Origin of the sequence: Melittangium boletus DSM 14713 (assembly GCF_002305855.1) — a bacterium.
Taxonomy (GTDB): domain Bacteria; phylum Myxococcota; class Myxococcia; order Myxococcales; family Myxococcaceae; genus Cystobacter; species Cystobacter boletus.
This window is the reverse complement of the sequence record NZ_CP022163.1, coordinates 1,704,456-1,726,898: the sequence shown is the minus strand read 5'-3', so window position 1 is coordinate 1,726,898 and position 22,443 is coordinate 1,704,456. Positions and strand designations below refer to the sequence as shown.

Genomic DNA, 22,443 nt, shown 5'->3' with positions numbered 1-22,443 from the left:
CCCACGGGGGGAGGCGGAGGAGTCCCGAAGCGCTAGAAGCGGCCGCCCAGCGTCGCGGTGATGTTGAGCAGGTTGCCGTTGGAGTCGCCCGTCGTCAGGGCATTGGCCGCGTTGGCGAACTCCTCGCCGAAGAGCACGCGGTAGGACGCCCGGGCGCCGGCGAAGACGGTGTCGCTGAACCGGTAGTCCAGACCGGCGGCGATGGGCACCTCGGTGACGAAGTCATTGCGGTAGAGGCTTTCCGCTCCGCTCGTGGCGTTGAGGTAGCTCACGCCCGCGCCCGCGCCCACGTAGGGACGCAGTTTCTCCTGGGCAATCAAGGGTCCCGCCTTGGCGAGCAAGCCGAGGTTGTAGCGGTACATGGCCTCGCCCGTGCCGATGCGGCCGTCGTCGATCGCCATGCGCTGGCCCTCCACGCCCGCTTCGATGCCGAGGTTGCGCCAGGGCTGGGCCCCGGCCGCGACACCCACGAGCGGACCCGCCTTGGTGCGATCGCCCGCGTCTCCCATCAGGCCACCCACGCCCAGGCGCACGTCCACGCCCACCTTGGTCCGGTCCTCTTCGTAGTTGAGCCGGCCGGCCATGCGGGAGGCATCCACCGCCGCGACCGCCGCGCTCGCCGTACACAAAGTCACCAGCGCGAGCCCACCCATCCATGAACGAGCTTTCATTCCGTTCTCCCGTCATGTCGGCCTTGACCGACTCCATGTGTGCTGACGGGAATCTGTCCATGCGGATGTTGAGAACAGGGCTTTTGGGAGGCCTCGCCTGGATGGCCGGGCCCTCCGCGCTCGGAAGGAGTGGGCCTCGCCTGGCCGTTCGTCCTGCTAGCGGCGGCCGAAGAGCTTGCGCAGGCCCGACAGCAGTCCGCCCGGTTTCGCGCCGGCTTCGCCTTCCAGGGGCGAGCGCGAGATGAGCGCTTCCAGCTCCGCGTCCTCGGGCAGCTCCGTGGCGAGGGTGATGGAGTGGCGGCGGGCGGAGGGCAGGGTCGCGGCGAGCGAGAGCGTGCCGTCCTGCGACAGGCTGAAGTGCACCTCGGCCTCGCCCGGACGATCGATGGAGAAGGTGAGGGTGCCGAGGTACTCGTTGTCCACGGCCACCGGGGACTGCCCCTGGAAGAGCACGAGCGTGAGGGGCCCGGGCGTCACCGGAATCACGAGCGTCTTCTCCGCGGGCAGGCGGGTGTTGCGCTCGAGGACGCGCCGCAGCGTGCCCCCGCGCTCGGCCACGCCCAGGGGCACGGACAGCACCTCGGACACGGTGGCGCCGGGCTTGCCCGTCGCGGCGTCCAGCAGCCCCTGACCCAGCAGCGCCGCGCCGAGCGCCGCCGAATGCAGGGGATCTCCCTCCATGCGCACCGGCACGCCCAGGCTCTCCTCCAACCGGCGGCGCACGAGCGGCGCACGGCCCTGCCCACCGAGCAACAGCACCTCGTCGAGCCCCTGGGGCGTGAGCGCGCTGGACTCGAGCACCTGCCGCACGCCGAGGGTGATGCGCTGCACGAGGTCCGCGGTCAGCGTCTCCAGCCGTTCGCGTTGCAGCACGAAGGGCGTGGGGCTTCCCGGCAGCGGCAGGGTGACCTCGTCGCGCTCGCTCAGGGCGATCTTGGCGGACTCGGCGGCGAGCAGCAGCGGCACCCAGTCGGAAGGCTTCTGGGGCCGGGGCAGGCCCTGCTCCTGGAGGGCACTGGCGAGCGCCTCGGCGATGCGCGCGTCGAAGTCCAGGCCACCCAGGGTGGGATCGCCCCCGGTGGTGATGACCTCGAGGTCATCGCCGGTGAGCTGCACCACGGACACGTCGAGCCCGCCCCCTCCGAGCTCCACCACGAGCAGGCGCTTGCGGGCGAGTCCGCGCTCGTGGCCGAAGGCGAGCGCCGCGGCCGAGGGGGCATTGAGGATGCGCAGGACCTCGAGCCCGGCGAGCGTGCCGGCCTCGCGCATGGCGGCGCGCTGCCGGTCATCGAAGTGGGCGGGGACGCACAGGACCGTGCGCGTGACGTCATGGCCGAGGAAGGTGACGGCGGAGGACTTGAGCTCGCGCAGGAGCCGGGCGGCGAGCGTGGGCAGGAGGTGGGGCTGGCCGTGCAGCTCCAGGCTCGCGTCGCCCTGGGGGCCTTCCTGGAGGAGGAAGGGCGGTGGAGCGCCCAGCGAGCGAACCAAGGGCGAGCGCGCGCGTCGGCCGAGGAAGCGGTGGAGTCCCAGGAGGGCATGGGCGGGCATTCGCTCGGCCTCGGACCGGGCCGCCTCGCCCACGAGGATGTCTCCCGCTTCGTTCACGGCGAGCAGCGAGGGCAGGGCGTGTCCCGAGCCCAGGGGAATGCGCCGCGGGGTGCCCTGGTGGTGGACGGCGGCGCGCGCCCACGAGGTGCCCAGATCGATGCCGAGCACCACCTCGCGAGGCGCGGCGGTGACGGGCGGAGCGAGGGGCACCTCGAGGATGGAGCGGCGGCGTCCCTTGAATTCAAGGGGCTCGGGGGACGGCGCCACGACCGGTTCCGGAGCCGGAGGGGCCGGGGGAGGTGGAGGCTCGGGCGGTGGAGGCTCGGGCGGCGGGGGTGTGGGAGGGGGTGGCTTGGGCGCGGCGGGCATGGGCACCCGCTCGGCTTGCTTGCGAAGGGCCTCGGCGGTGATGACGGGCCGTGCGCGCCGCGCTGTCTCGGGGGCTTTTGGCGGCGGCGCGGGAGCGGGCGCCGGAGCGCGCGCGTCCACGATGCGGTCGATGAGCGCCTTGCTATGCGCGTCCAGGCGCACGAAGCGCACCGTCATTCCGGCGCGAGGGCCCTCGGTGACGGACTTCACCACCACGCCCTCGCCGCGCAGCAGGCGCCCTCCATCGGCCAGCACCAGCTCGAAGGCGAGTCCCGTGCCCTCGGGTTTGGGGGAACGCGTGGCGAGGAAGAGGCCTCCGCGCGCGACGTGCGGGCCATACTTCGCGATGAATTCCGCCTCCGTCGCGTACGGAAGGCGGATGCGCATCGGGAGCAGTTTGGACTCGGCCGTCACCGTCCGTCACCGCCTCCGGAGCGCCGTCATCGCAGGGGAATGCGGGCGTCCGGACCGCCGCGGGTGGGGACCAGGAGTTCCAGCCCGGGCGCGAGCGCGGATTCGGGCACCTCGAAAACGAGGACGAGCGACTGCCCCTGGTCGCTCTCCGCCTGGGTGAGGTCCAACTGACGGGTGCCGCCCACGTTCTGCGCGTCCCGGGCGATGGCGTATTCCTTCCCCGCCTCGTCCACGAGCCTCGCGTTCGACAGGCTCAGGCTCGCGGGCTCCTGGCCCCTGTTCCGGGTCTCGAGCGTCAGGCGCACGAAGTACTCGTCGGTGGTGAGCGACAGCTTGCCCGTGCCGCGCAGCGTGTGCATGGCCTCCAGGCCCGCGGGCCGCACCTCGAACCCGTCGTTCACGCGCACGGCCTCGCGCGAGACGAGCGAGAGGCGCTTGGGCGCGTCCGCGTCCTGCGCCGCGGCGAGCTGGGCCAGCCGCTCGTTGGGATCGACGGGCGCGTCGGGAGGCGCGGCGGGCGCGCCTCCCTTGTTCACACGCTCCACTTCCAGGCGCAGCTGCTCCAGCGTGCGGTCCGTGGTCGGTTCTGGCTCGGGCTGGTCCTTGCATCCGCCCAGCCACGCGGATGCGCACAGGAGCGCGGCGAGCACCCGGGAGTGGACGCTCATGCGAGGTTCGTCCCCTTCACCAGCTCGTAGAGCTTGTCGAAGGCGGCGGGGATGCGCGAGGGATCCTCGCCTCCGCCCTGGGCCAGGTCCGGCTTGCCTCCGCCGCGGCCGTTGACCTCCTTGGCCAGCTCCCGCAGCAGCGCGCCCGCGTTGATGCCGCGCTTCACCACGTCCTGGGTGGCGGCCACCATGAGCACGGCCTTGCCGTCCTTCTCGCCGCCGATGAGCACCACGCCGGATTTGATCCGATCCCTCAGCTGGTCGGCCAGACCCCGGAACACGTTCGGGTCCGCCGGGTCCATGCGCGTGGCGAGCACCTTGATGCCGTTGATGTCGCGCGCCTGCTCGAGCAGATCCTTGCTGGAGCCCGTCTGGGCCTTCACGGTCACTTCCTCGACCTTGCGCTCCAGCTCCTTCACGCGCTTCTGCGTGGCCTCCACGCGCTTGACCAGATCCTTGGGCGTGGTCTTCATCAGCTCGGAGGCCTTCTTGAGCTCGCGCTCGGTCTCGCGCACGTACTGCAGCGCGCCCAGGCCGGTGACGGCGTTGATGCGCCGCACGCCCGAGGCCACGCCGCTCTCGGAGACGATCTTGAACAGGCCGATGTCCCCGCTGCGCCGCACGTGGGTGCCGCCGCACAGCTCGGTCGTCTGGGGGTGCACCGTGACGACGCGCACCGTCTCGCCGTACTTCTCGCCGAACATGGCCACGGCGCCGGACTTCTTCGCCTCGTCCAGGCTCATGATGCGCGTCTGGGCCTCGGTGTTCTCGCGCACCCAGCCGTTGACCAGATCCTCCACCTGCTCCTGCTGCTCGGGCGTCATGGGCGAGAAGTGCGAGAAGTCGAAGCGCAGGTAGTCCGCGGCCACCACGGAGCCGGCCTGCTTCACGTGCTCGCCGAGCACCAGCTTGAGCGCGCGGTGCAACAGGTGCGTGGCCGAGTGGTTGGCGCGGATGGACGAGCGGCGCTCGCCGTCCACGCTCGCCTGCACCATGTCGCCCACCTTGAAGGAGCCCTCGGTCACCTTCGTGTGGTGCACGACGAGCCCCGGCACCGGGCGCTGCGCGTCGGACACCTGCGCCACCGCCTTGCCGCCGTGGCCCACGACGCGGCCCGTGTCACCCGTCTGGCCGCCGGACTCGCCGTAGAAGGGCGTGCGGTCGAGCACCAGCTCCACCTCGTCTCCCGCATGGGCCTCGGCCACCTCGGCGCCGCCCTTGAGGATGGCGCGCACGGAGCCCTCGCCCTCGTGGCCCAGGCCCTCGTAGCCGAGGAATTCCGTGGTGCCCAGGCGCTCGAGCAGCTGGTGGTACACCGCGCCCACGGCCTTGTCCTTGTTGAGGGTGGAGTCCTCGCCCCGCTCGGCCTCCTCCTTCTTCTTCTGGTTGAAGCCCTCCACGTCGGTGCCGAAGCCGCGCTCGCGCAGGATGATCTCCGTCAGATCCCACGGGAAGCCGTAGGTGCTGTGCAGATCCCACACCTTGTCGCCCTTGAGCTGCGTCTCGCCCGCGCTCTTCATCCGGGCCACTTCCTCGTCGATGAGCTTGAGGCCGCGGTTGAGCGTCTTGCGGAAGCTCTCCTCCTCGAACTTGCACACCTCCAGCAGGAACGTCCGGCTCTCGCGCAGCTCGGAGTAGGCGTCGCCCATGAGCTCGATGACGCGGTCGACGACCTTGAAGAAGAACAGCTCGTCGAGCCCCAGCAGCGAGCCGTGGCGGATGGCGCGGCGCATGATACGGCGCAGCACGTAGCCCCGGCCCTCGTTGGAGGGCTGCACGCCATCGGCGATGAGGAAGGCGGCCGCGCGGGCATGGTCCGCCACCACGCGCATGGAGGCCCCGTCCTCCTGGGTGTAGGGCTTGCCCACCAGCTCGCTCACGCGCGAGAGGATGTCCTGGAACAGGTCCGTGTCGTAGTTGGAGCGCTTGCCCTGCACGACGGAGGCGACGCGCTCCAGGCCCGCGCCCGTGTCGATGGACGGCTTGGGCAGGGGGATGAGCGGCGCGTCCTTCTCCTTGCGCTCGAACTGCATGAACACGAGGTTCCAGATCTCCAGCCACCGGTCGCAGTCGCACGCCACGCCCTGACACGCGCGGCCCGCGGCCACCTCGGCACAGGGGATGTCATCGCCCTGGTGGTAGTGGATCTCCGAGCACGGGCCGCACGGGCCGGTGTCGCCCATGGCCCAGAAGTTGTCCTTGAGCCCGAGCTTGTAGATGCGCTCGCGTGGCACGCCCTGCTTCGCCCACAGCTCGTAGGCCTCCTCGTCCCAGGGGATGCCGCCCTCGCCGTTGAACACGGTGACGGCCAGCCGCGCGGTGTCGATGCCCAGCGTCTTCGTCACGAACTCCCAGCCGTACGCGATGGCGTCGGCCTTGAAGTAGTCGCCGAAGGAGAAGTTGCCGAGCATCTCGAAGAACGTGTGGTGGCGCGCGGTGTAGCCCACGTTGTCGAGGTCGTTGTGCTTGCCGCCCGCGCGCACGCACTTCTGCGACGTGGTCGCGCGCGAGTAGTCACGCTTCTCGCGGCCGGTGAAGACGTCCTTGAACTGCACCATGCCCGCGTTGGTGAACAGCAGGGTGGGGTCGTTCTGGGGGACGAGGGACGACGACGCGACGCGGCGATGACCGCGCCCTTCGAAGAACTGGAGGAACGCCTCGCGAATCTGGGAGGCGGACAGGGCAGAGGACATGGTGAGGGTATATGCCACAAGAGGGGGGGATGCTGCCTTTCTTGTAGACCGGGCTAGGCTCCCTTCCTGACATGCGCTCCTCCTCCCACCTTGTCGCCGCCCTGCTGCTTGCCTTCCCAACCACCGTCCTGGCCCAGACGGACGCCCAGACGGCCTCCCTGGCCCGGACGCTGAAACAGGGTGTGGCCCCCGCGCACCGGGTCCAGGCGGCGCGTGTCCTGGGCGATTCGGAGGACCCGGAGGCCTTGGGGCCACTGTGCGCCGGACTCGCGGACGAGGCCCCCGAGGTGCGCGCCGCGGCGGCCAAGGCCCTGGAGGTATTGGGAGAGCCGGGCGCCCTGGAGTGCCTGGAAGCACGCACGGACGAACAGGAGCCCTCGGTCCAGCGGGCCCTGGCGTCGGCGGTGAGCGCCACGAAGGCGCTCCGGGCGCGGCCGGCCCGCGTGTACGTGATGCTGGGCGAGGTGAAGGACTCCACGGGGACGCTGTCGCCGGAGCTGGTGAAGCTCACCGAGGCCCGTTTGCGGCGCAAGTTGTTCCAGCGGGGCGCCGAGCTGGCGCCCGCGAAGCAGAGCGAGGCGGAGGCGAAGGCGCTCCTGGCGAAGCGCAAGCTGCCGGGCTACCGGTTGTTGCCAGAAATCCGTCCGGGGAGCGCGGGAGGGCTCAAGCTCTCGGTGGTGTGTATGCGCTATCCTGGCAAGCAGCTTCTGGGGACGGTGGAAGTCCAGGGCGCCGATGCCGAGCCGGGAGACCTGCTCGCGGCGCTCGTGCCCCAGGCCATCGAGGAGACCGCGGCCTCGTACAAGTGGAAGTAGGGGGGACAGGGGGTGGATGGGTTCCGCGGGTTACGCACGCTAGGATGGAATGACCCGACATGCGGTGTTCGCCTCTCATCCCCTTCTTCTTGATGTTCGTGGTGGTTTCCCCCGCGGTGTCCCAGGTGGACGCTCGAATCGCGAGCCTGAGCCGGCAGCTTGGACAAGGGCAGGATCCTCAGGCGCGCTCGAAGGCCGCGTCGGGATTGGGGGCCTCGGATGATCCCGAGGCCTTGCCGCCCCTGTGCGAGGGCCTGAAGGATCCGAGCGAGCAGGTCCGCGCCGCGGCGGCCCAGGCGCTGGGGAAGCTCGAGGAACTGGCGGGATTGGACTGCCTCAAGGCGCGCAAGGGCGAGACGGACGCGGCGACGAAGACGGCCATCCAGACGTCGCTCAAGGTATTGCAGTCCTTGAAGGAACAGCACCCCAAGCTCTACGTGTCGCTGGTGGAGTTGAAGGACAAGTCGGGCCAGGTGAAGCCCGAGGTGCTGCGCGTCACCGAGGCGCGCATGCGGCGCAAGCTCACGAAGATGGGCGCGTGGCTGGCGCCCGCGAAGGAGAACAAGGCGGCGGCGCTGGGCGTGTTGCGCAAGTTCGGCGTGCGCGGCTACCGGTTGCAGGGGGAGATCCACGAGACCGAGTCCGGAGGCCTGCGCGTGACGATCGTATGCATCAGCTATCCGGACCAGGCGCTGCTCGGAGACGTGGAGCTCCAGGCGTCGGGCGCGAAGCCGGAGGATCTGCTCAAGGCACTCGCGCCCCGGATCATCGAGGAGGCCGCGGACACGTTCGAGTGGGACACGTGAGCTATGGCGCGCGCCGGTGCGCCACGAGCTTCGCCGTGAGGAGCTGCACGACCTCCCCATGTTGATTGCGCGTCTCGCTGCGCAGCGTGACCATGCCTCGGTCAGGGCGTGAGCGGGACGGCGTCACCGCCAGCACCTCGCTCTCGACGTGGAGGATGTCTCCGGGACGCGTGGGCCGGGGCCAGCTGATCTCTCCGCCCGCGCCGACGATTCCTCCCGCGATGGGACAGCCGCCCTCCACCTGGAGCCGCATGGTGATGGCCGCCGTGTGCCAACCGCTCGCGGCCAGTCCTTCGAACAGGGTGCCCCGGGCGGCTGCGTCGTCCAGGTGGAAGGGCTGGGGATCGAACTGTCGGGCGAACGCCTGGATCTGCTCCGCGTCCATCGCGTGGGTGCCGCTCTTGAACCGCTGACCCACCTGGAAATCGTCGAGATAGAGCCGTGCCTGGCTCAGGGCTTCCGCCGGAGTCGCCATGTGAACCTCTCCTGTCGAGGGGCTTATATTATGGTGATAATGTCATGGCGCGCGCCACTCGTTTTCGGGTCGCCGCGTTCCGGACGGTTTGCCAGACTCGTCTCATGACGATGACGCGTCGGCGGTTCTTCTTCGACTCCCTGCTGGCCACGGCGGCCGTGGCGGCGGGGTGCCGTCCCGGGGGCGATTCACGCGCTCCCGCGTACATCCCCACGTCCGACCGGTTGGTGCTCGAGACCCTGCGCGGCATCCCCGCGACGGACGGCGCGGGCGTGCGGCTGACCCGCGTCATCGGCCAGTCCGCGCTGCGCCACCTGGACCCCTTCCTGATGTTGGACCACTTCCACTCGGATGATCCGGGCGCGTACATCGCGGGCTTTCCCGACCATCCGCACCGGGGCTTCGAGACGGTGACGGTGATGCTGGATGGGCACATGCGGCACCGTGACAGCCAGGGCAACTCGGGGCTCATCCTGGGCGCGGGGTCGCAGTGGATGACGGCGGGGCGGGGCATCATCCACTCGGAGATGCCCGAGCAGGAGCGGGGGCTGATGTCCGGCTTCCAGCTCTGGGTCAACCTGCCCGCGAGGGAGAAGATGTGCGCGCCGTACTACCAGGACCTGCAGCCGGAGCGCCTGAGCGAGGCGAAGCTGTCGGCGGCGGGCAGCCACGTGCGCATCATCGCGGGAGGATTGAACGGACTGGTGGGTCCCGTGCGAGAGCGCCCGACCGAGCCCGTGCTCTTCACCCTGCGGTTGGAGGATGACCAGCCGGTCGAATGGGAGTTGCCCGGGGAGCACACGGCGTTCGCGTTCGTGCACGAAGGCGAGGTCGAGTTCGGTCCCGAGGCGAAGACGAAGACGGTGCGAGCGGGGAACCTCGCGTTGTTGGGCTCGGGGAAGAGGCTGCGCGTTCGCGCGACGAACCAGCGGAGCGCGGTGCTCGTCGCGGCGGGCAAGCCCCTGCGCGAGCCCATCGTCCAGCGTGGCCCCTTCGTGATGAACACCGAGGCGGAGATCCGTCAGGCCATCCAGGACTACCAGAACGGCGTGCTGGACAAGGCGTGAGCGCGGGGCTTTCTCGCGGAGGTGGGCGTGCTCTCGATTCTGTTGCTGTTGTTGACTCAGGTGCCGTGCGCGCCAAACGACCTCTCCCTTGTGTGTCACTGCAAGCAGGGGATGGTCAGCTCCTGCGCGGTATTGCGAGAGACGGATCCGAAGTTGGCGGATGCGGTGGACAAGGCCCTGACGTTGGCCAGGGTCGCGGAGGAGGTGGGCAAGGCCGGGGAAGCAATCGAAGCCGAAGCCCAGGCCTCTTCCGATGAGCCTGAACCTCCCGATTGCAAGGGACAGAATCATCACGTCATCTCCAGGCCCATCGCCAAGGAGTTGGATCAACACATCACCCTGCGAGGGCTCTACACCGCTCGTGATCCACGTTTCGTTACACGCGCGGTGGATGAGCCCTCCCATTGTGGTTACCAATCGTGGCACCGGGAGGTGGACAAGGAAGTCATCTCCTGGCTCCGGCGTTATCGTCAGGCGACACCGAAGCAGTTCGAGGCGTTCCTGCGAGAGATCTACAGTCGGCCCTCGATGCGAGTGAGATTTCCCCGTGGATTCTGAGACTTCCCCCGAGCGCTTCTTCGTTCTGGAAGAAGGCGTGCTCGGATCCCGGTATGACGCGGACGTCGATACTGTCGAGCCGATCAACCGTGCGCAGGGGGTTCACTGTCCTCGTTGTGGCGTTGGCATCGGGATGAGGACATGGCTTCCTCCCTACCGGTGCGATCTGATCCTGCACGGAGCGGAACTCGGGGATTTCCTTCAAGGGTCAGGGGACGATCTTCTGGTGTCGGAGCGTTTTGCCCGGGCGTTCCGTGACGAAGGGCTGACAGGTCTCGACGGTTTCCACCCCGTGGAGGTCCGTCGGGTGCGTGGGAAGCGCCGCGGCCCCAAATCCTCCGCGCCTCCACGCTTCCTGTTCGTCACGGCCTGCTTTGGTCGTGGTGCACTGGACCTGAAGCGCAGCCGCCTCCGTTTTCCGGCGCCCCCCTCCTGCCCCGAGTGCCTGTCCGTCCACCTGGACACCATTCATGGCTTCTCGCTGGAGCCCGGGAGCTGGCAGCAGGAGGACATCTTCCGGCCACGAGGACTGCATGGCTGGTTGACCGTCTCCGAGCGCTTCGCACGCTTCGTGGAGCGGCATGGTTTCACCAACCTGCGATTGACGCCCAGCGAGGAGTACATCTGGGAGCCGCTGGCGCCGCATCCGTTGCCTGGCACGAAGCACGGTTCGGCCTGATGTCCCAAGGGGAGCTCACGCCCTGCGGATGAGTCCCATCTCGTCGAGGGTGGAGAACAGGAGCAGGCGGGCCTCGGACCACGGAAGCATCTCCACGCGGTAGCCGGCGAGCGCATCGAGCAGGGCCTGCCGGTAGCTCGAATGGCCTGGGTCGGCGATGACGACCACGCCCCGGTCCGCGTGCGAGCGGATGAGTCGGCCCACGCCCTGGCGCAGCATCAGGAGGGAGCGCGGCAGCCGGTACTGGAGGAAGCCCAGGTGCGCGTGGGCACCCCGGGCGAGCGTCTCCTCGCGCGATGCCACGAGCGGGCGGCTGGCGGGCTCCAGGGGGAGCTTGTCGATGAAGACGCACCCCACGCCCCGGCCGGGGATGTCCACGCCCTGCCAGAAGCTCTTGGTGCCCAGCAGCACGGTGCCGGTGTCCTTCTCCTGTCGCGCCGCCAGCGAGCGGCTGTGTCCTCGCGACTGACGCATCACCTCGATGCCCTGGGGCTCCAGCTTCGCCCGGAGCTGATCCGCCACCCGCTCCATCCGCCGCGTGGAGGCGAACAAGCCCAGCACCCGTCCGCCCATCACCTGTGCCATGCCGGACATCCGGGTCGCCGCCCAGTCGATGAACGCCTGTTCGTGCGCGCGCGGCGCATCCGTCACCAGCACCACGAGCGCCTGTTTCCGCAGGTCGAAGGGGGTGGGCGCGCGCAGCAGCCGGGGGGGAGGGATTCCCTCGTTGCGTCCGTCCAGGCCCAGCCGTCCGAGGACGTAGGGCACCCGCTCGGTGCCCGTGCTCAGCGTGGCCGAGGCCAGCACGAGCGAGCGCTTGTTCTGCGCGAAGTCCCGCGACACGTAGCCCGCCACGTTCACGGGCTGGGCGATCAACGTCCAGCGCTGCTTGCGAGGCACCGCCGTGGCCGCGTAGCACCGGCCCTCCGCGGGGTCATCGGACAACTCCGAGGCCAGGGTGGCCAGCTCCTGCACCTCCGCCACGCCGCCCGCGAGCTCCCGCTCCAGCGGCGGCATCCGCACCGAGAGGTCCGGCAGCACCTCGGCCACGCCCACGGTGAGCCGCTTGTGCAGGGTCTGTAGGCACTCGCGGACCTCCAGCAGTCCCTCGCGCACGGGAGCCCACGTGGCGGCGCGCCGCACCTCGGGGGTGATGCGCAGCTCGGGGGCGTAGGAGGACTCGTCGTCGGCCTCGGAGGCGTTCGCCGCGGCGGGCTCGCACAGGGCCATCACCCGATCGCCCAAATCCTTGACGCTCGTGCCCACGTCGTGAAGGGCGCCCTCGATCTCGCTCATCAACACGCGGGCTTCCGCGCGCCGCGAGGCGAACAGGGCCCGGCGCAGCTCGGCGAAGAGGCCGCGCCGTCCATCGCGCCCGTGCAGCCGCTCGGCGAGCCGCGAGAAGGCGTGATCCGACAGCTCCGAGGACAGGGCGGTGGTGGCGACGTCCTCCACCTCGTGTGCCTCGTCGAGCACCAGGTGATCCAACTTCGGGTAGCGCGCGGGCCAGGCGAAGGCGAGCGACTGGTTGATGACGAGCACGTCGGCCTCGCGCGCCTGGGCGACGGCCGAGTGGTAGTAGCAGCGGTGGTAGTGCGGGCAGCGCTCGCCGAGCGTGGTGGCCGCCTCCGAGCGCACGGCCGGGGCGAGCGCATGCAGCACGGGGAAGCGGTCCCGGAACCAGTGGCTGAGCCGGTCGAGGTCTCCATCGGGGCCGCGGCGCAGGAGGGCGCGCAGGTAGGCGCGAGGGGCGCGCGCGGCGTGGCTCATGCCGGGCTCCACGCGGGTGACGTCCAGCGCGCGGCGGCGGCACAGGTAGTTCGTCTGGCCCTTGAGCAGCGCGTAGGAGAAGGCCCCTTGCGTGGCGCGGTGCAGCCGGGGCAGGTCCTTCTCGATGAGCTGATCCTGGAGCGTCTTGGTATGGGGAGCCACACCCACCTTGCGGCCATTGCGCACGGTGAAGAGCGCGGCGGGTGTCAGGTACGCGAGCGACTTGCCCGTGCCGGTGCCGGCCTCCACCGCGAGCTGGCCTCCCTCGGACAGGGTGCGCGCCACGGCCTGGGCCATCTCGAGCTGGGCGGGGCGGACGGCGAAGGACTCGTGGGCGTGGGCCAGGGCGCCGCCGGTACCGAGCAGGGCGGAGACCTCCTCGGGGCGTACGGGCACCACGGGGATGTCCTCGCCGGGCGGCTCGTCCGGAGGCCGGGTGCCATTGGAGCGCTGGCGCTCGGGCCGTCCGGGAAGGAAACCCGAGGCCGACAGCTTCAGGGCGGCGGGGCGTGCGCGGCACAGCTTCCACGCGCCCGTGAGCAAGCTGACGAGGGGCGCCGCGTCCGGGTCGAGCGAGCCCTCCACCTCCTCGCCTTCCTCGCCCGCCTCGATCTGCGCCAGCCGCAGTCCGGCGCGCGGATCGAGCGTCTCCAGCAGGTCCGCGAGGTCCTCGGCGCGCCCCTCGTTCACACAGCCCTCCAGGGCGTGCAGCAGCACGGAGAAGGTGGCCTCGCAGTCCGTCATGGCGCGGTGGCGCTCGCGAGGGCCCTTGCCGGCCCAGCGCAGGAGCGATTCCAGGGAGTGGCTGGACAGCTCCGGGTGCAGGTAGTGCATCAACTCGCACGAGTCGAGCACGGGCGAGCGCAGGGGGCCGAGGATGTCCGGGAGGAAGCCCTTCTCGAAGGAGGCGTTGTGGGCCACCACGGTCCAGCCCGCGAGTTTGTCGCGCAACTCGGCGGCCTTCTGTTCGAGCCGGGGCTGTCCGGCGAGCTGGGCGTCCTCGATGCCCGTGAGGCGGCGGATGGTGAGGGGGAGGGGACGCGAGGCGGTGAAGAATTGCGCGTAGCGCTCGGTGACGCGGCCGTTCTCGATGAAGAGCGCCCCGAGTTCGATGACCTCGTCGACGCGCGGATCCAACCCCGTTGTTTCGAGGTCGAGAAACACGTGTCGGGTGAAGAGCTCCGCCGCGCCGCCCATGGGTAGGAACGAGCAGCCTACCCGCCTTCGGGCGTCATGCCGAGAAACCAACTGTATGGGGTCCGGGGGCGGGCGTTTGTCCGGGACTTCACGGGGAGAGGTGAGGGCTTCACCGGCCGCGACCGTTCATCCCGGGGATTCGACCGTTCGCCTGGACGATGCCCACCGGGCGGCCGGGCGGGTCCAGGGTGTCCGGCATTCCGCCAATGCCTGCTCACGGAGTTCCGCCATGACGCCCACGGCCACCGGCCTGCCCCTCCCCGATGTCTCCCTCTCGCCCTCGGCCACGACGCCCCGGTTGCGCCATCCGCGCGCGACCCTGTTGGCGGCGCTCGGGCTGGGCGTCTGTGCCGAGGTGTTCTTCGATGGGCCCGCCCTGGGGGTCTCCGTTCCGTTGTTCTCCGGGTTGCTCGTGGGGGTGCTGCTCGTCCTGGGCGGCCGCGAGGGTTGGCAGCGCGCCCGTCCCAATGCGTGGATGCTGGGGCCCCTGCTGTTCTTCTCCGGGATGGTGTTCGTGCGCGCGAGCCCCCTGCTCACGGCGCTCAACGTGCTCGCCACTTTGTTCCTGGGGTTGTTGCTGACGCACTTCTGGGCGGCGGGGCGCGTGGAGCGGCTGGGTCTGCTGGGCTATCCGTTCGCCGCGATGGAGAGCCTGGGGCATGCCGTGACCCAGTCGGTGGGCGTGGTGCACTCGGAGGTGGGGCGCTGGCCGGTGAGGGGCCAGCTGTCGAGATGGCTTCCGGTGGCGCGGGGCGCCCTGCTCGCCCTGCCCGTGCTCGTCGTCTTCACCGAGTTGCTCGTGTCGGCGGACGCCGTGTTCGAGGCGATGGTGATGGGAAGTCTGTCCTGGCTCGTCCAGCTGTTTTCCCTGGGGACGGTGTGGCGGGGCCTGTTCGTGGGCGCCAGCGCGCTGGGGGTGCTCGGGCTGCTCGCGCAGGCGCTGCGGCGGCGCCGGGCGCGGGAGCTGGGCGAGGTGGAGGTGGCACCGGTCGCGGCGCGTCTGGGCTTCACCGAATGCATCACGCTGCTGGGCCTGGTGGACGTGCTCTTCCTGGTCTTCACCTTCATCCAGTGCGCCTTCCTGTGGGGCGTGGCGCGGCTGCCCGAGGGCGTCACCTACGCCGGATACGCCCGGCGGGGATTCTTCGAGCTGCTCGCGGTGTCGGTGTTGACGTTGGGGCTCGGCATGGCGCTGACGCGCTGGACGCGGCTGACGACGGGGGGCCAGGTGAAGGCCTTCCGGGTGGCGTGCTCGGTCATGGTGGGACTGGTGCTGGTGCTGCTCGTGTCGGCCATGAAGCGCATGGCGCTCTACGAGGCCGCCTATGGCTACACGCATCTGCGCGTCTACACGCAGGTCTTCATGGTGGCGCTGGCGGGGGTGCTCGTCTGGCGGGCGGTGACGCTGTGGTGGCGTCCGGAGCGCTTCGCCATCGGCGCGTTCGTGGGGGCGCTGGCCTGCATCGCGGCGCTCGATCTGCTCAACCCCGATGCCTTCATCGCCCGGGGCAATCTGGAGCGATTCACCCAGGGCCTGTCCTGGGACGATGCCTACGTGCTGGCGCTCTCGGAGGACGCCGCGCCCGTGCTCGCCGCGCATCTGGCGAAGGCGTCGGAGGATGGCCTCGCGCCGAGCCTCCACGAGGCCTTCTGCCGTTACCCCGAGCCGATGCAGGGGGGCTGGCCCGCCTTCCACCTCGCGCGTCACCGGGCGGCGACGCTCACCTCCGGGCGCATGTGCCCGGTGCCGGAGAACAAGGTGGTGGCGATGGACTCCGTGCTGGGAGCGCGCGAGACCTGGGAGTGAGGCGTCACTCCACCATGAACACGCCGCTGATCATCTTGCCCATGGCGCAGCCGTAGACGAGCTTGCCCGTCTTGGTGGGGGTGAAGGTCACCTCCACCGGCTGGTTGAGGGGCAGCGGGGTGTTGATGTTGTACTCGTCGAGGACGATCTCCGTCGCGCAGGTGTGATCCGTGGTGCGGGTCAGCACCAGCTTGACGGGTTGGCCCTGCCGCAGGGTGACGGGGCTCGGCTCGTAGCCCTTCTCGGTGATGGAGAGCGCGAGGGTGCGTGGCTCGCCCGGCTTGCCCTCCGGCACGGGGGCGCTGGGGGCGGACTCGGCGTTCTTCGTGCAGCCCTGCTCGGCGCTCAGCACCGCGGCGGCCAGGGTGAGCGCGAGCAGTGGCTTGATGATCTTGGACAGGAAGGGCTTCACGGGTTCCTTGGGGTCTAGGGGGTCTCGCCCGCCGTGTCATCCGACGCCAGGTCCGGCTCCTCCTCGGCGGAGAAGCGCACCAGGGCGTGCAGGGGCACGAACACCTCGTGGCCGTCCTCACCCACGAGCAGGTCGAAGCGGCCCACCGTGCGCAGCCGCATGACGAGCTGGATGCCGTTGCGCAGCGTGAGGCGCACGTACTTGCCCTGGTGGGCGAGGAAGGGGCGAGGGTCGGAGAAGGGCCGCTTGTCGGGCTGACGCGCGACGCTGGCGGGCTTCTGGGTGAGCTTCGGGTCGCGCTCCAGGTGGGGCATGAGCTGCTCCCAGTCCGAGCGGCGGGTGATCAGGACGACCTGGAGCTTTTCCTGGCGGCCACTGCGGCCGAGCACGAAGGAGATGGGCTCCACGCTGGCCACGGTGTCGAGCACGGTGCGCTCGCCGAGCACGATGGACAGCTCCGTCTTGCTCTCCACCAGGCCCTCGATGAAGGCGCTCACCGAGCTGTCATCCACCTCGCCACGGGCCGTCTTCACGGCGGCCTTGCGCTGGGTGCGCTCCTTGCGTGCGAGGAACTCGGTCACGGTCAGGCCGCTCTGCAGCACGCCGAAGCCATCGGGCAGGGACAGGCCGGGGTTCTGGCCCATGAGCGTGTACACCTGATCGAAGCGCTTGGCCTCCTCGGCGTGCAGCTTGCGCCAGATGCGGCACTTCATCTTGCCCTCGAGCTCGCCCTTGGCGATGCGCGCGGGCACGCGCTCCTTGGTGGCGAGCGCGAGGATCTGCTCGGCCGTCGGAGGAGGCCGGGGAGCCCGGGGGCGATTGAATCCGCCGCCGGGACGCGCGCCCATGCCCGGAGCGGACGGCCGGACGCTGGAGGAGGGGCCAGGGCGGGGGACCACGGGGGTCGAGGGCGAGGGCCGGGGCGCCACGGGGGCCTCTCCGGCGGCGTGCGGAGCCTCGGACGGGGCCGGAGTGACGGGAGGCCGGGGCGAGGGCGTGGGCCGGGGCGTGGGCACCGGGGCCACCGCGGCGGGGGCTGTGGGCCGGGGCGTGGGCCGGGGCGTCACGGTGGCCGTGGGCGTCGGGGTGGGCGAGACGGTGCCAGGGGCGGCTGCCGGGCGCCGGATGACTTCGACTGCGGGGACGACCCGCCGTGTCTTCCGATCGTTCACGTTCGTAGGCTACCTGATGCGCGAGCGGCCTGGGGGAGGTCCATGCTCACGGCTGCTGGAGGGACTGCGTCAGATCAATCTTCCATCCGGACGTCTCGCGGACCATCTGGACTTGTTTTGTCACACCCGAGAAAACCACGCTTACCTGGGCCACGTCCCCGTTCTCACTCGCCAGAGTGACTTCGGCAACATCCGCTGGGGGTGGAATATTCGAGAGAAAAAAGGCCATGGGGTCCGCCTTCACGGCGCCAGAGGAGGCAGCGGAAGCCGCCTGGGCCTTGGCCTTGAGGGCGTCCTGGGTGGGCTGGGAGAGCGTGGCGTAGGCGGTCTTCTCGTCGCCGCGCTGCACGGAGCGCAGGAAGGTCTGGTAGGCCCGCACCGGGGTCTCGTAGCTGGGCCGGTTGCAACCCCCGAGGGTCTGCACGGCCAGCAGGAGCAGGGAAACGACGAGCGGCAGGCGCATGATCCTCTGATGTAGGCCAAAGCGCCGCGCTCGCCAAGGGGCTCCTTACTCCGGGGCACCGTCCCTGTACTGGCGGACGCAATTGCGGCCGGCCGCCTTGGCGGCGTAGAGGCAGGTGTCGGCCTCGCGCAAGAGGTCCTCCGTGGCGAGCAGCGTCCGGTCGGGCACACTGGCCACTCCCAGGGAGGCGGTGCAGCGCACCTCCTGCCGGGTGCCGTCCGCGGTCCGGTGCTCCAGCCGGACGGAGGCGATGGCCTCGCGGATGCGCTCGCACGCGCCGAGCGCTTCCTTGGTGCCCGTCTCCGGAAGCAGGGCGATGAGCTCCTCGCCGCCGTAGCGCGCCACGAAGTCCACCTCGCGCAGCCGGCCGCGCACCGCCTTGGCCACCGAGCGCAGCACCTCGTCCCCGAAGGGGTGGCCGTAGGTGTCGTTGAGCCGCTTGAAGTGATCGATGTCCATCATCACCAGCGACAGGGGCGAGCGGTAGCGCGAGGAGCGGGCGAACTCCTCGTTCAGCCGCTCCTCGAAGTAGCGCCGGTTGTAGAGGCCCGTGAGCGCGTCGATGCGCGTGAGGTTGAGCAGCTCCTCGCGCTTCTGGGCCAGCTCCTTGTTGGCGCGGTCCAGCTCGCGGTTCTTGAAGTCCAGCTCGCGGTTCTTCTCCACCAGGGCGTCCTGGAGCACCTTGAGCCGGAGCATGGACTTCACGCGCGCGGACAGCTCCATCATGTCGAAGGGCTTGACCAGGTAGTCATCCGCGCCCAGCTCCAGCCCCTCCACCTTGCCGGCCGCCTGGCGCGCCGTCACGAGGATGATGGGGATGAAGCCGAAGCCGCCCTCGCCGCTGTTGGCCTTGATGATGCGGCAGACCTCGACGCCGCCCAGCCGCGGCATCTCCACGTCCATGACGATGAGATCCGGCCGCGACTCGCGCAGGGAGCGCAGGGCCTCGGTGCCATCATGGGCCTCGCGGAAGCGGTAGCCGGGGCCCGCGAGCCCCTCGCGCACGTGTTGGATGTTGGCCGGGTCGTCGTCGACGAGCAGGATGGTGCGATCGGCGAGGGGGTGCGCGGGCGCGGCCCGGCGCATGGTGTCCTCCGCCCTCTTTGTCGTCGTGCCTTCCGCCATGTCGCTGCCGTCCATCCCGGAGTCTTGGGGACCCTCGTGGCGGACCGATTCTTCCCTGATCCCGGCGTGCTGCCAAGTCGCCTCACCGTCTTCCTGGCGCACAAGGCGCGACTCCCAGTGCGGCTCGGAGGGGAGCGTGCCCTCCGACGTCCCTGTGTCAGGCGGGCTTGCGCAGGCGGGCGCGGTAGACCGGCTCGCCGCTGGCGAGGTAGCGCCGCTCGCGCGTGGAGGGCACCTCCTCGGGCTCATAGGGGTGGAAGACTCCCGCTCCGAGCGGATTGACGAAGCCGGCCTCCTCCAGGATGGAGAGCATGGCGACGGCGCGGTCCTGCACGTCGGTGCGCATGTCGAAGAGGCCGCCGGGCTTCAGCTTGTCGAGCAGCAGCTTGGCGAACTCGGGCTGGATGACGGCGCGCTTGAAGTGGGCGCGCTTCCACCAGGGGTCGGGAAACTGCAGGTGGATGGCGTCGAGCGAGCCGGACGCGAAGATGCGGGGCACCACGAAGCGGGCGTCGGCCTCCATGACGCGCAGGTTGCGCAGGCCCAGCTTGTTGCCGCGATCCAGGGTGTCGCGCGCGTACTTCTTGCGCCACTCGAAGGCGACGAAGCGCACCTGGGGGTTGCGGCGGCAGTATTCGAGGGCATGGCCCCCGGCCCCCGAGCCGATTTCCAGCTCCAGGGGTCCCGGGAAGCCGAACTCGGCGTCCCAATCGGGCGGGGTGTCCAAGTGGGCCAGATGCAGGCCGACGGGGTCGGGGAGCAGGGGAGGACGGGGCATGTCGGCGCGGGCGCGAGGTGGCCAAGCCTCCTTCGCATGGGGCGAGGCGGTCTGGCCAGGGCAAAGCGACGCCATTGGCGCTATACCGGGATTCATGAAGCTCTTTCACGGAGTGACGGAGGCACGGGAACTCGCCGGGTGCGCGCTCGCGCTGGGCAACTTCGATGGGGTGCACCTGGGCCACCAGGCGCTCTTCGCCGAGGCGCGGCGCCACGGCGTGCCCGTGGCCGCGCTCACCTTCCAGCCCCATCCGGGCAAGGTGCTGCAGCCGGACCTGGCCCCCAAGCTCATCACGCTCCTGCCGCGCAAGCTGGAGCTCTTCGAGTCCCTTGGCCTGGACGCGGCGGTGGTGCAGCCCTTCACGCGGGAGTACGCCCGCCTGTCTCCGCGCGACTTCGAGGCCTCGCTGCTGGACGTGCTGGGCGCGCGCCACCTCGTGGTGGGGTACGACTTCACCTACGGCGCCGCGCGCGCGGGCAGCGTGGACACCCTGCGCGAGGCCGCGGCGGCCCGGGGCGCCGAGGTGCACCGCGTGGAGCCCGTCACCGTGGATGGGCTCGTCGCCTCTTCCTCCAAGGTGCGCGAATACATCCTCGAGGGCCGGGTGAGCGCGGCGCAGCGGCTGCTCGGGCGGCCCTTCGACCTGGACGGCACCGTCGTCACCGGCCAGGGCCGTGGCCGGGGCATTGGTTTTCCCACCGCCAACGTGGACACCCAGAACGAGCTGCGGCCCGCGGCCGGCGTGTACGCCATCCGCGTGCGCCTGAGCGACACCTCCCCGGGCACGTGGTTGCCCGGCGTGGCCAACATCGGTGTCAAACCCACCTTCGGCGTCAACGAGATCACCATCGAGGCGCACCTGCTCGACTACAGCGGGGACCTCTATGGCCGGGACATGCGGGTGCAGTTCCTGGATCGGCTGCGCGCCGAGCGCCGTTTTGGCTCGGTGGCCGAACTCGTGGGACAAATCAAGCGGGACGTCGAGGCTGCCCGAGCGGTTATCGCCCGGGCGTCCGGCTAAACTTTTCCCGAATGGATTCAATGGCTTGCTAGGAGTGGGGGAGGGCTGGGACGCCTTGACAGGCCTGTGTCTCCCTCTCTTTAATCTTGGCACTCATGCGCCCGTGGTTTCGCGCATCCGTGGTTTCCCTCCGTGATGTCCCACGGCGGGCGCCACTTCATCCCCACGCTTCGAGGCTTCTGAATGTCCGGTCGACTTGGTGAACTGCTGGTTCGTGAGAACCTCATCTCGGTCCAGCAGTTGCGCAAGGCTCAGGAAGAGCAGCAGAAGACGGGCACGCGTATTGGCACGGCCCTCATCAAGACGGGCGCCATCGAGGAGTCCAAGCTCACCGACTTCCTCTCCAAGCAGTACGGCGTGCCCGCCATCAACCTGAAGGACTTCGACATCGACGCGGAGATCATCAAGCTCGTGCCGAAGGAAGTGGCCGAGAAGCACCTGGTGATCCCCGTCAATCGCGCCGGTCCCTCGCTGATCGTCGCCATGTGCGATCCGTCCAACATCTACGCGGTGGACGACCTGAAGTTCCTCACCGGCTACAACGTGGAGCCGGTGGTCGCCTCGGAGATCTCCATCCGCGAGGCCATCGAGCGCTACTACGCGGAGAAGGGCCCGGACATGGATGCCCTCGTCGGGGAGCTCGCCGACGACATCGAGGTCGCGAAGGAGGAGGAGGAGGGCAACGTCGAGGAGATGGCCCGCGCCGCGGACGACGCGCCCGTGGTCAAGCTCGTGAACCTCATCCTCCAGGACTCCATCAAGAAGCGCGCCTCGGACATCCACGTGGAGCCCTACGAGAAGGACTTCCGGGTGCGCTTCCGCATCGACGGCTCGCTCTACGACGTGATGCGTCCGCCGATGAAGCTCAAGAACGCCATCACCAGCCGCCTCAAGATCATGGCGAACCTGGACATCTCCGAGCGCCGCCTGCCCCAGGACGGCCGCATCAAGATCAAGCTCGGCGGTGGCAAGGAGATGGACTTCCGCGTGAGCGTGTGCCCCACGCTCTTCGGCGAGAAGGTGGTGCTCCGCCTCCTGGACAAGTCCAACCTCCAGCTGGACATGACCAAGCTCGGCTTCGATCCGCAGCCGCTCGCCTGGTTCAAGGAGGCCATCGACCGGCCGTACGGCATGGTGCTGGTGACGGGCCCCACGGGTTCGGGCAAGACGACGACGCTCTACTCGGCGCTCTCGTCCCTCAACCAGGTGGACACCAACATCGCCACCGCCGAGGACCCGGTCGAGTTCAACTTCGGCGGCATCAACCAGGTGCAGATGCATGAAGACATCGGCCTGAACTTCGCCGCGGCCCTGCGCTCCTTCCTCCGCCAGGACCCGGACATCATCATGATCGGTGAGATCCGCGACTTCGAAACGGGTGAAATCGCGGTGAAGGCGGCGCTCACGGGCCACCTGGTGCTCTCCACGCTGCACACCAACGACGCCCCGGGCACGGTGAGCCGTCTGCTCAACATGGGCATCGAGCCCTTCCTCGTGACGGCCTCGCTCAACCTCATCCTCGCCCAGCGTCTGGCGCGCCGCCTGTGCCCCGCGTGCAAGAAGCCCGCGGAGAACGTGGACGAGCAGGCCCTCATCAACGCCGGCGTGCCGCCCGAGAAGATCGGCACCTTCACCATGTACGAGAAGGTCGGCTGCCGCGAGTGCAATGATCGTGGCTACCGCGGCCGTGTGGCCATCTACGAGGTCATGCCCTTCTGGGATGGCCTCAAGGAACTGGTCATCAACGGCGCATCCGCCGCCGAGCTCAAGGCCGAGGCCATCCGTCTGGGCATGAGCTCGCTGCGCATGTCGGCACTGGCCAAGATGATGGATGGCGTCACCACGCTGGACGAAGTGGTGGCCAACACGGCGCCCGACAACTTCTGACGCCCCCGCAGCTCCCCGCCCCACCCCTACGCTCCGAAGGACGGTTTT

The 22,443-nt window shown here is 69.6% G+C and carries 19 protein-coding genes; 8 read left to right on the top strand and 11 right to left on the bottom strand.

The genetic code is table 11. The features are described from left to right. Nucleotides 1–32: 32 nt before the first annotated feature. The 4 genes from MEBOL_RS07345 to alaS form a co-directional block, all read right to left on the bottom strand. Nucleotides 33–671 (bottom strand): outer membrane beta-barrel protein, encoded by a 639-nt coding sequence (locus tag MEBOL_RS07345; protein WP_095976740.1) that lies wholly within the window; start codon nt 669–671, stop codon nt 33–35. 156 nt (nt 672–827) lie between these two features. After that, nucleotides 828–3,002, bottom strand: coding sequence for an Hsp70 family protein (locus MEBOL_RS07340; protein ID WP_245919528.1), 2,175 nt, complete (start codon nt 3,000–3,002; stop codon nt 828–830). Nucleotides 3,003–3,028: 26 nt separating this feature from the next. Continuing rightward, nucleotides 3,029–3,670, bottom strand: a complete 642-nt coding sequence (locus MEBOL_RS07335) for a DUF4352 domain-containing protein (RefSeq protein ID WP_095976739.1) — start codon at nt 3,668–3,670, stop codon at nt 3,029–3,031. After that, nucleotides 3,667–6,363: an alanine--tRNA ligase gene (gene alaS / locus MEBOL_RS07330; protein ID WP_095982637.1), complete on the bottom strand. Its 2,697-nt coding sequence runs from the start codon at nt 6,361–6,363 to the stop codon at nt 3,667–3,669. Before alaS ends, MEBOL_RS07335 begins: the two co-directional genes overlap by 4 nt. 71 nt (nt 6,364–6,434) lie before the next feature. Here alaS and MEBOL_RS07325 point away from each other — a divergent pair, with 71 nt between their 5' ends. Both MEBOL_RS07325 and MEBOL_RS07320 read left to right on the top strand, forming a co-directional pair. After that, a complete protein-coding gene (locus tag MEBOL_RS07325) occupies nt 6,435–7,178 on the top strand; it encodes a HEAT repeat domain-containing protein (RefSeq protein WP_095976738.1) in 744 nt (247 codons plus the stop codon). A gap of 59 nt (nt 7,179–7,237) precedes the next feature. Further along, the gene (locus MEBOL_RS07320) at nt 7,238–7,984 is read left to right on the top strand and encodes a HEAT repeat domain-containing protein (protein ID WP_095976737.1); all 747 of its coding nucleotides are present in this window, start codon (nt 7,238–7,240) and stop codon (nt 7,982–7,984) included. A 1-nt stretch (nt 7,985) separates the two neighbouring features. On the opposite strand, the gene MEBOL_RS07315 is transcribed toward MEBOL_RS07320, so the two are convergent. Next, complete coding sequence (locus MEBOL_RS07315) at nt 7,986–8,459, bottom strand: MaoC family dehydratase (protein ID WP_095976736.1); 474 nt, start codon at nt 8,457–8,459, stop codon at nt 7,986–7,988. A gap of 104 nt (nt 8,460–8,563) precedes the next feature. Between MEBOL_RS07315 and MEBOL_RS07310 the strand changes: the two genes are divergently transcribed. The 3 genes from MEBOL_RS07310 to MEBOL_RS42610 all read left to right on the top strand — a co-directional run bounded on the left by MEBOL_RS07310 (nt 8,564) and on the right by MEBOL_RS42610 (nt 10,763). After that, nucleotides 8,564–9,526, top strand: a complete 963-nt coding sequence (locus tag MEBOL_RS07310) for a pirin family protein (protein WP_095976735.1) — start codon at nt 8,564–8,566, stop codon at nt 9,524–9,526. 27 nt (nt 9,527–9,553) lie between these two features. After that, nucleotides 9,554–10,084, top strand: coding sequence for a Wall-associated protein precursor (locus MEBOL_RS07305; RefSeq protein WP_095976734.1), 531 nt, complete (start codon nt 9,554–9,556; stop codon nt 10,082–10,084). A gap of 307 nt (nt 10,085–10,391) precedes the next feature. Continuing rightward, on the top strand, nt 10,392–10,763 hold the full coding sequence (locus MEBOL_RS42610; protein WP_245919527.1) for a hypothetical protein: 372 nt from the start codon (nt 10,392–10,394) through the stop codon (nt 10,761–10,763). 15 nt (nt 10,764–10,778) lie between these two features. Here the strand turns inward: MEBOL_RS42610 and MEBOL_RS07295 are convergent, their stop codons facing one another. Continuing rightward, complete coding sequence (locus tag MEBOL_RS07295; protein WP_095976733.1) at nt 10,779–13,730, bottom strand: helicase C-terminal domain-containing protein; 2,952 nt, start codon at nt 13,728–13,730, stop codon at nt 10,779–10,781. Between the two features lie 229 nt (nt 13,731–13,959). Between MEBOL_RS07295 and MEBOL_RS07290 the strand changes: the two genes are divergently transcribed. Further along, nucleotides 13,960–15,537 (top strand): DUF4153 domain-containing protein, encoded by a 1,578-nt coding sequence (locus tag MEBOL_RS07290; protein WP_157774801.1) that lies wholly within the window; start codon nt 13,960–13,962, stop codon nt 15,535–15,537. A gap of 4 nt (nt 15,538–15,541) precedes the next feature. On the opposite strand, the gene MEBOL_RS07285 is transcribed toward MEBOL_RS07290, so the two are convergent. From MEBOL_RS07285 to trmB, 5 genes are all read right to left on the bottom strand, one after another. Then, nucleotides 15,542–15,949, bottom strand: coding sequence for a cupredoxin domain-containing protein (locus MEBOL_RS07285; protein WP_095976731.1), 408 nt, complete (start codon nt 15,947–15,949; stop codon nt 15,542–15,544). 14 nt (nt 15,950–15,963) lie between these two features. Continuing rightward, entirely contained in the window at nt 15,964–17,121 is a 1,158-nt protein-coding gene (locus MEBOL_RS07280; RefSeq protein WP_095976730.1) for a hypothetical protein, read from the bottom strand. 46 nt (nt 17,122–17,167) lie between these two features. Beyond that, on the bottom strand, nt 17,168–17,584 hold the full coding sequence (locus tag MEBOL_RS07275; protein WP_095976729.1) for a hypothetical protein: 417 nt from the start codon (nt 17,582–17,584) through the stop codon (nt 17,168–17,170). Nucleotides 17,585–17,629: 45 nt separating this feature from the next. Further along, entirely contained in the window at nt 17,630–18,709 is a 1,080-nt protein-coding gene (locus MEBOL_RS07270) for a diguanylate cyclase (RefSeq protein WP_095982635.1), read from the bottom strand. A 157-nt stretch (nt 18,710–18,866) separates the two neighbouring features. Then, nucleotides 18,867–19,487 carry a tRNA (guanosine(46)-N7)-methyltransferase TrmB gene (gene trmB, locus MEBOL_RS07265; RefSeq protein WP_095976728.1) on the bottom strand — a complete coding sequence of 207 codons (621 nt, stop codon included), beginning with the start codon at nt 19,485–19,487 and terminating at the stop codon, nt 18,867–18,869. A gap of 94 nt (nt 19,488–19,581) precedes the next feature. On the opposite strand from trmB, the gene MEBOL_RS07260 reads away from it, so the two are divergent. Together MEBOL_RS07260 and pilB are read left to right on the top strand one after the other, a co-directional pair. Beyond that, entirely contained in the window at nt 19,582–20,508 is a 927-nt protein-coding gene (locus MEBOL_RS07260; RefSeq protein ID WP_095976727.1) for a bifunctional riboflavin kinase/FAD synthetase, read from the top strand. Between the two features lie 183 nt (nt 20,509–20,691). Then, nucleotides 20,692–22,395 (top strand): type IV-A pilus assembly ATPase PilB, encoded by a 1,704-nt coding sequence (gene pilB, locus MEBOL_RS07255; RefSeq protein ID WP_095976726.1) that lies wholly within the window; start codon nt 20,692–20,694, stop codon nt 22,393–22,395. Nucleotides 22,396–22,443 lie beyond the last annotated feature (48 nt).

Bases quoted from the DNA above. Each gene is read 5' to 3' on its own strand.
- MEBOL_RS07320 (WP_095976737.1), top strand. From the start codon at position 7,238: ATGCGGTGTTCGCCTCTCATCCCCTTCTTCTTGATGTTCGTGGTGGTT.
- MEBOL_RS07325 (WP_095976738.1), top strand. From the start codon at position 6,435: ATGCGCTCCTCCTCCCACCTTGTCGCCGCCCTGCTGCTTGCCTTCCCA.
- MEBOL_RS07270 (WP_095982635.1), bottom strand. From the start codon at position 18,709: ATGGCGGAAGGCACGACGACAAAGAGGGCGGAGGACACCATGCGCCGG.
- MEBOL_RS07310 (WP_095976735.1), top strand. From the start codon at position 8,564: ATGACGATGACGCGTCGGCGGTTCTTCTTCGACTCCCTGCTGGCCACG.
- MEBOL_RS07335 (WP_095976739.1), bottom strand. From the start codon at position 3,670: ATGAGCGTCCACTCCCGGGTGCTCGCCGCGCTCCTGTGCGCATCCGCG.
- MEBOL_RS07315 (WP_095976736.1), bottom strand. From the start codon at position 8,459: ATGGCGACTCCGGCGGAAGCCCTGAGCCAGGCACGGCTCTATCTCGAC.
- MEBOL_RS07260 (WP_095976727.1), top strand. From the start codon at position 19,582: ATGAAGCTCTTTCACGGAGTGACGGAGGCACGGGAACTCGCCGGGTGC.
- MEBOL_RS07275 (WP_095976729.1), bottom strand. From the start codon at position 17,584: ATGCGCCTGCCGCTCGTCGTTTCCCTGCTCCTGCTGGCCGTGCAGACC.
- alaS (WP_095982637.1), bottom strand. From the start codon at position 6,363: ATGTCCTCTGCCCTGTCCGCCTCCCAGATTCGCGAGGCGTTCCTCCAG.
- MEBOL_RS07290 (WP_157774801.1), top strand. From the start codon at position 13,960: ATGACGCCCACGGCCACCGGCCTGCCCCTCCCCGATGTCTCCCTCTCG.
- MEBOL_RS07295 (WP_095976733.1), bottom strand. From the start codon at position 13,730: ATGGGCGGCGCGGCGGAGCTCTTCACCCGACACGTGTTTCTCGACCTC.
- MEBOL_RS07345 (WP_095976740.1), bottom strand. From the start codon at position 671: ATGAAAGCTCGTTCATGGATGGGTGGGCTCGCGCTGGTGACTTTGTGT.
- trmB (WP_095976728.1), bottom strand. From the start codon at position 19,487: ATGCCCCGTCCTCCCCTGCTCCCCGACCCCGTCGGCCTGCATCTGGCC.
- pilB (WP_095976726.1), top strand. From the start codon at position 20,692: ATGTCCGGTCGACTTGGTGAACTGCTGGTTCGTGAGAACCTCATCTCG.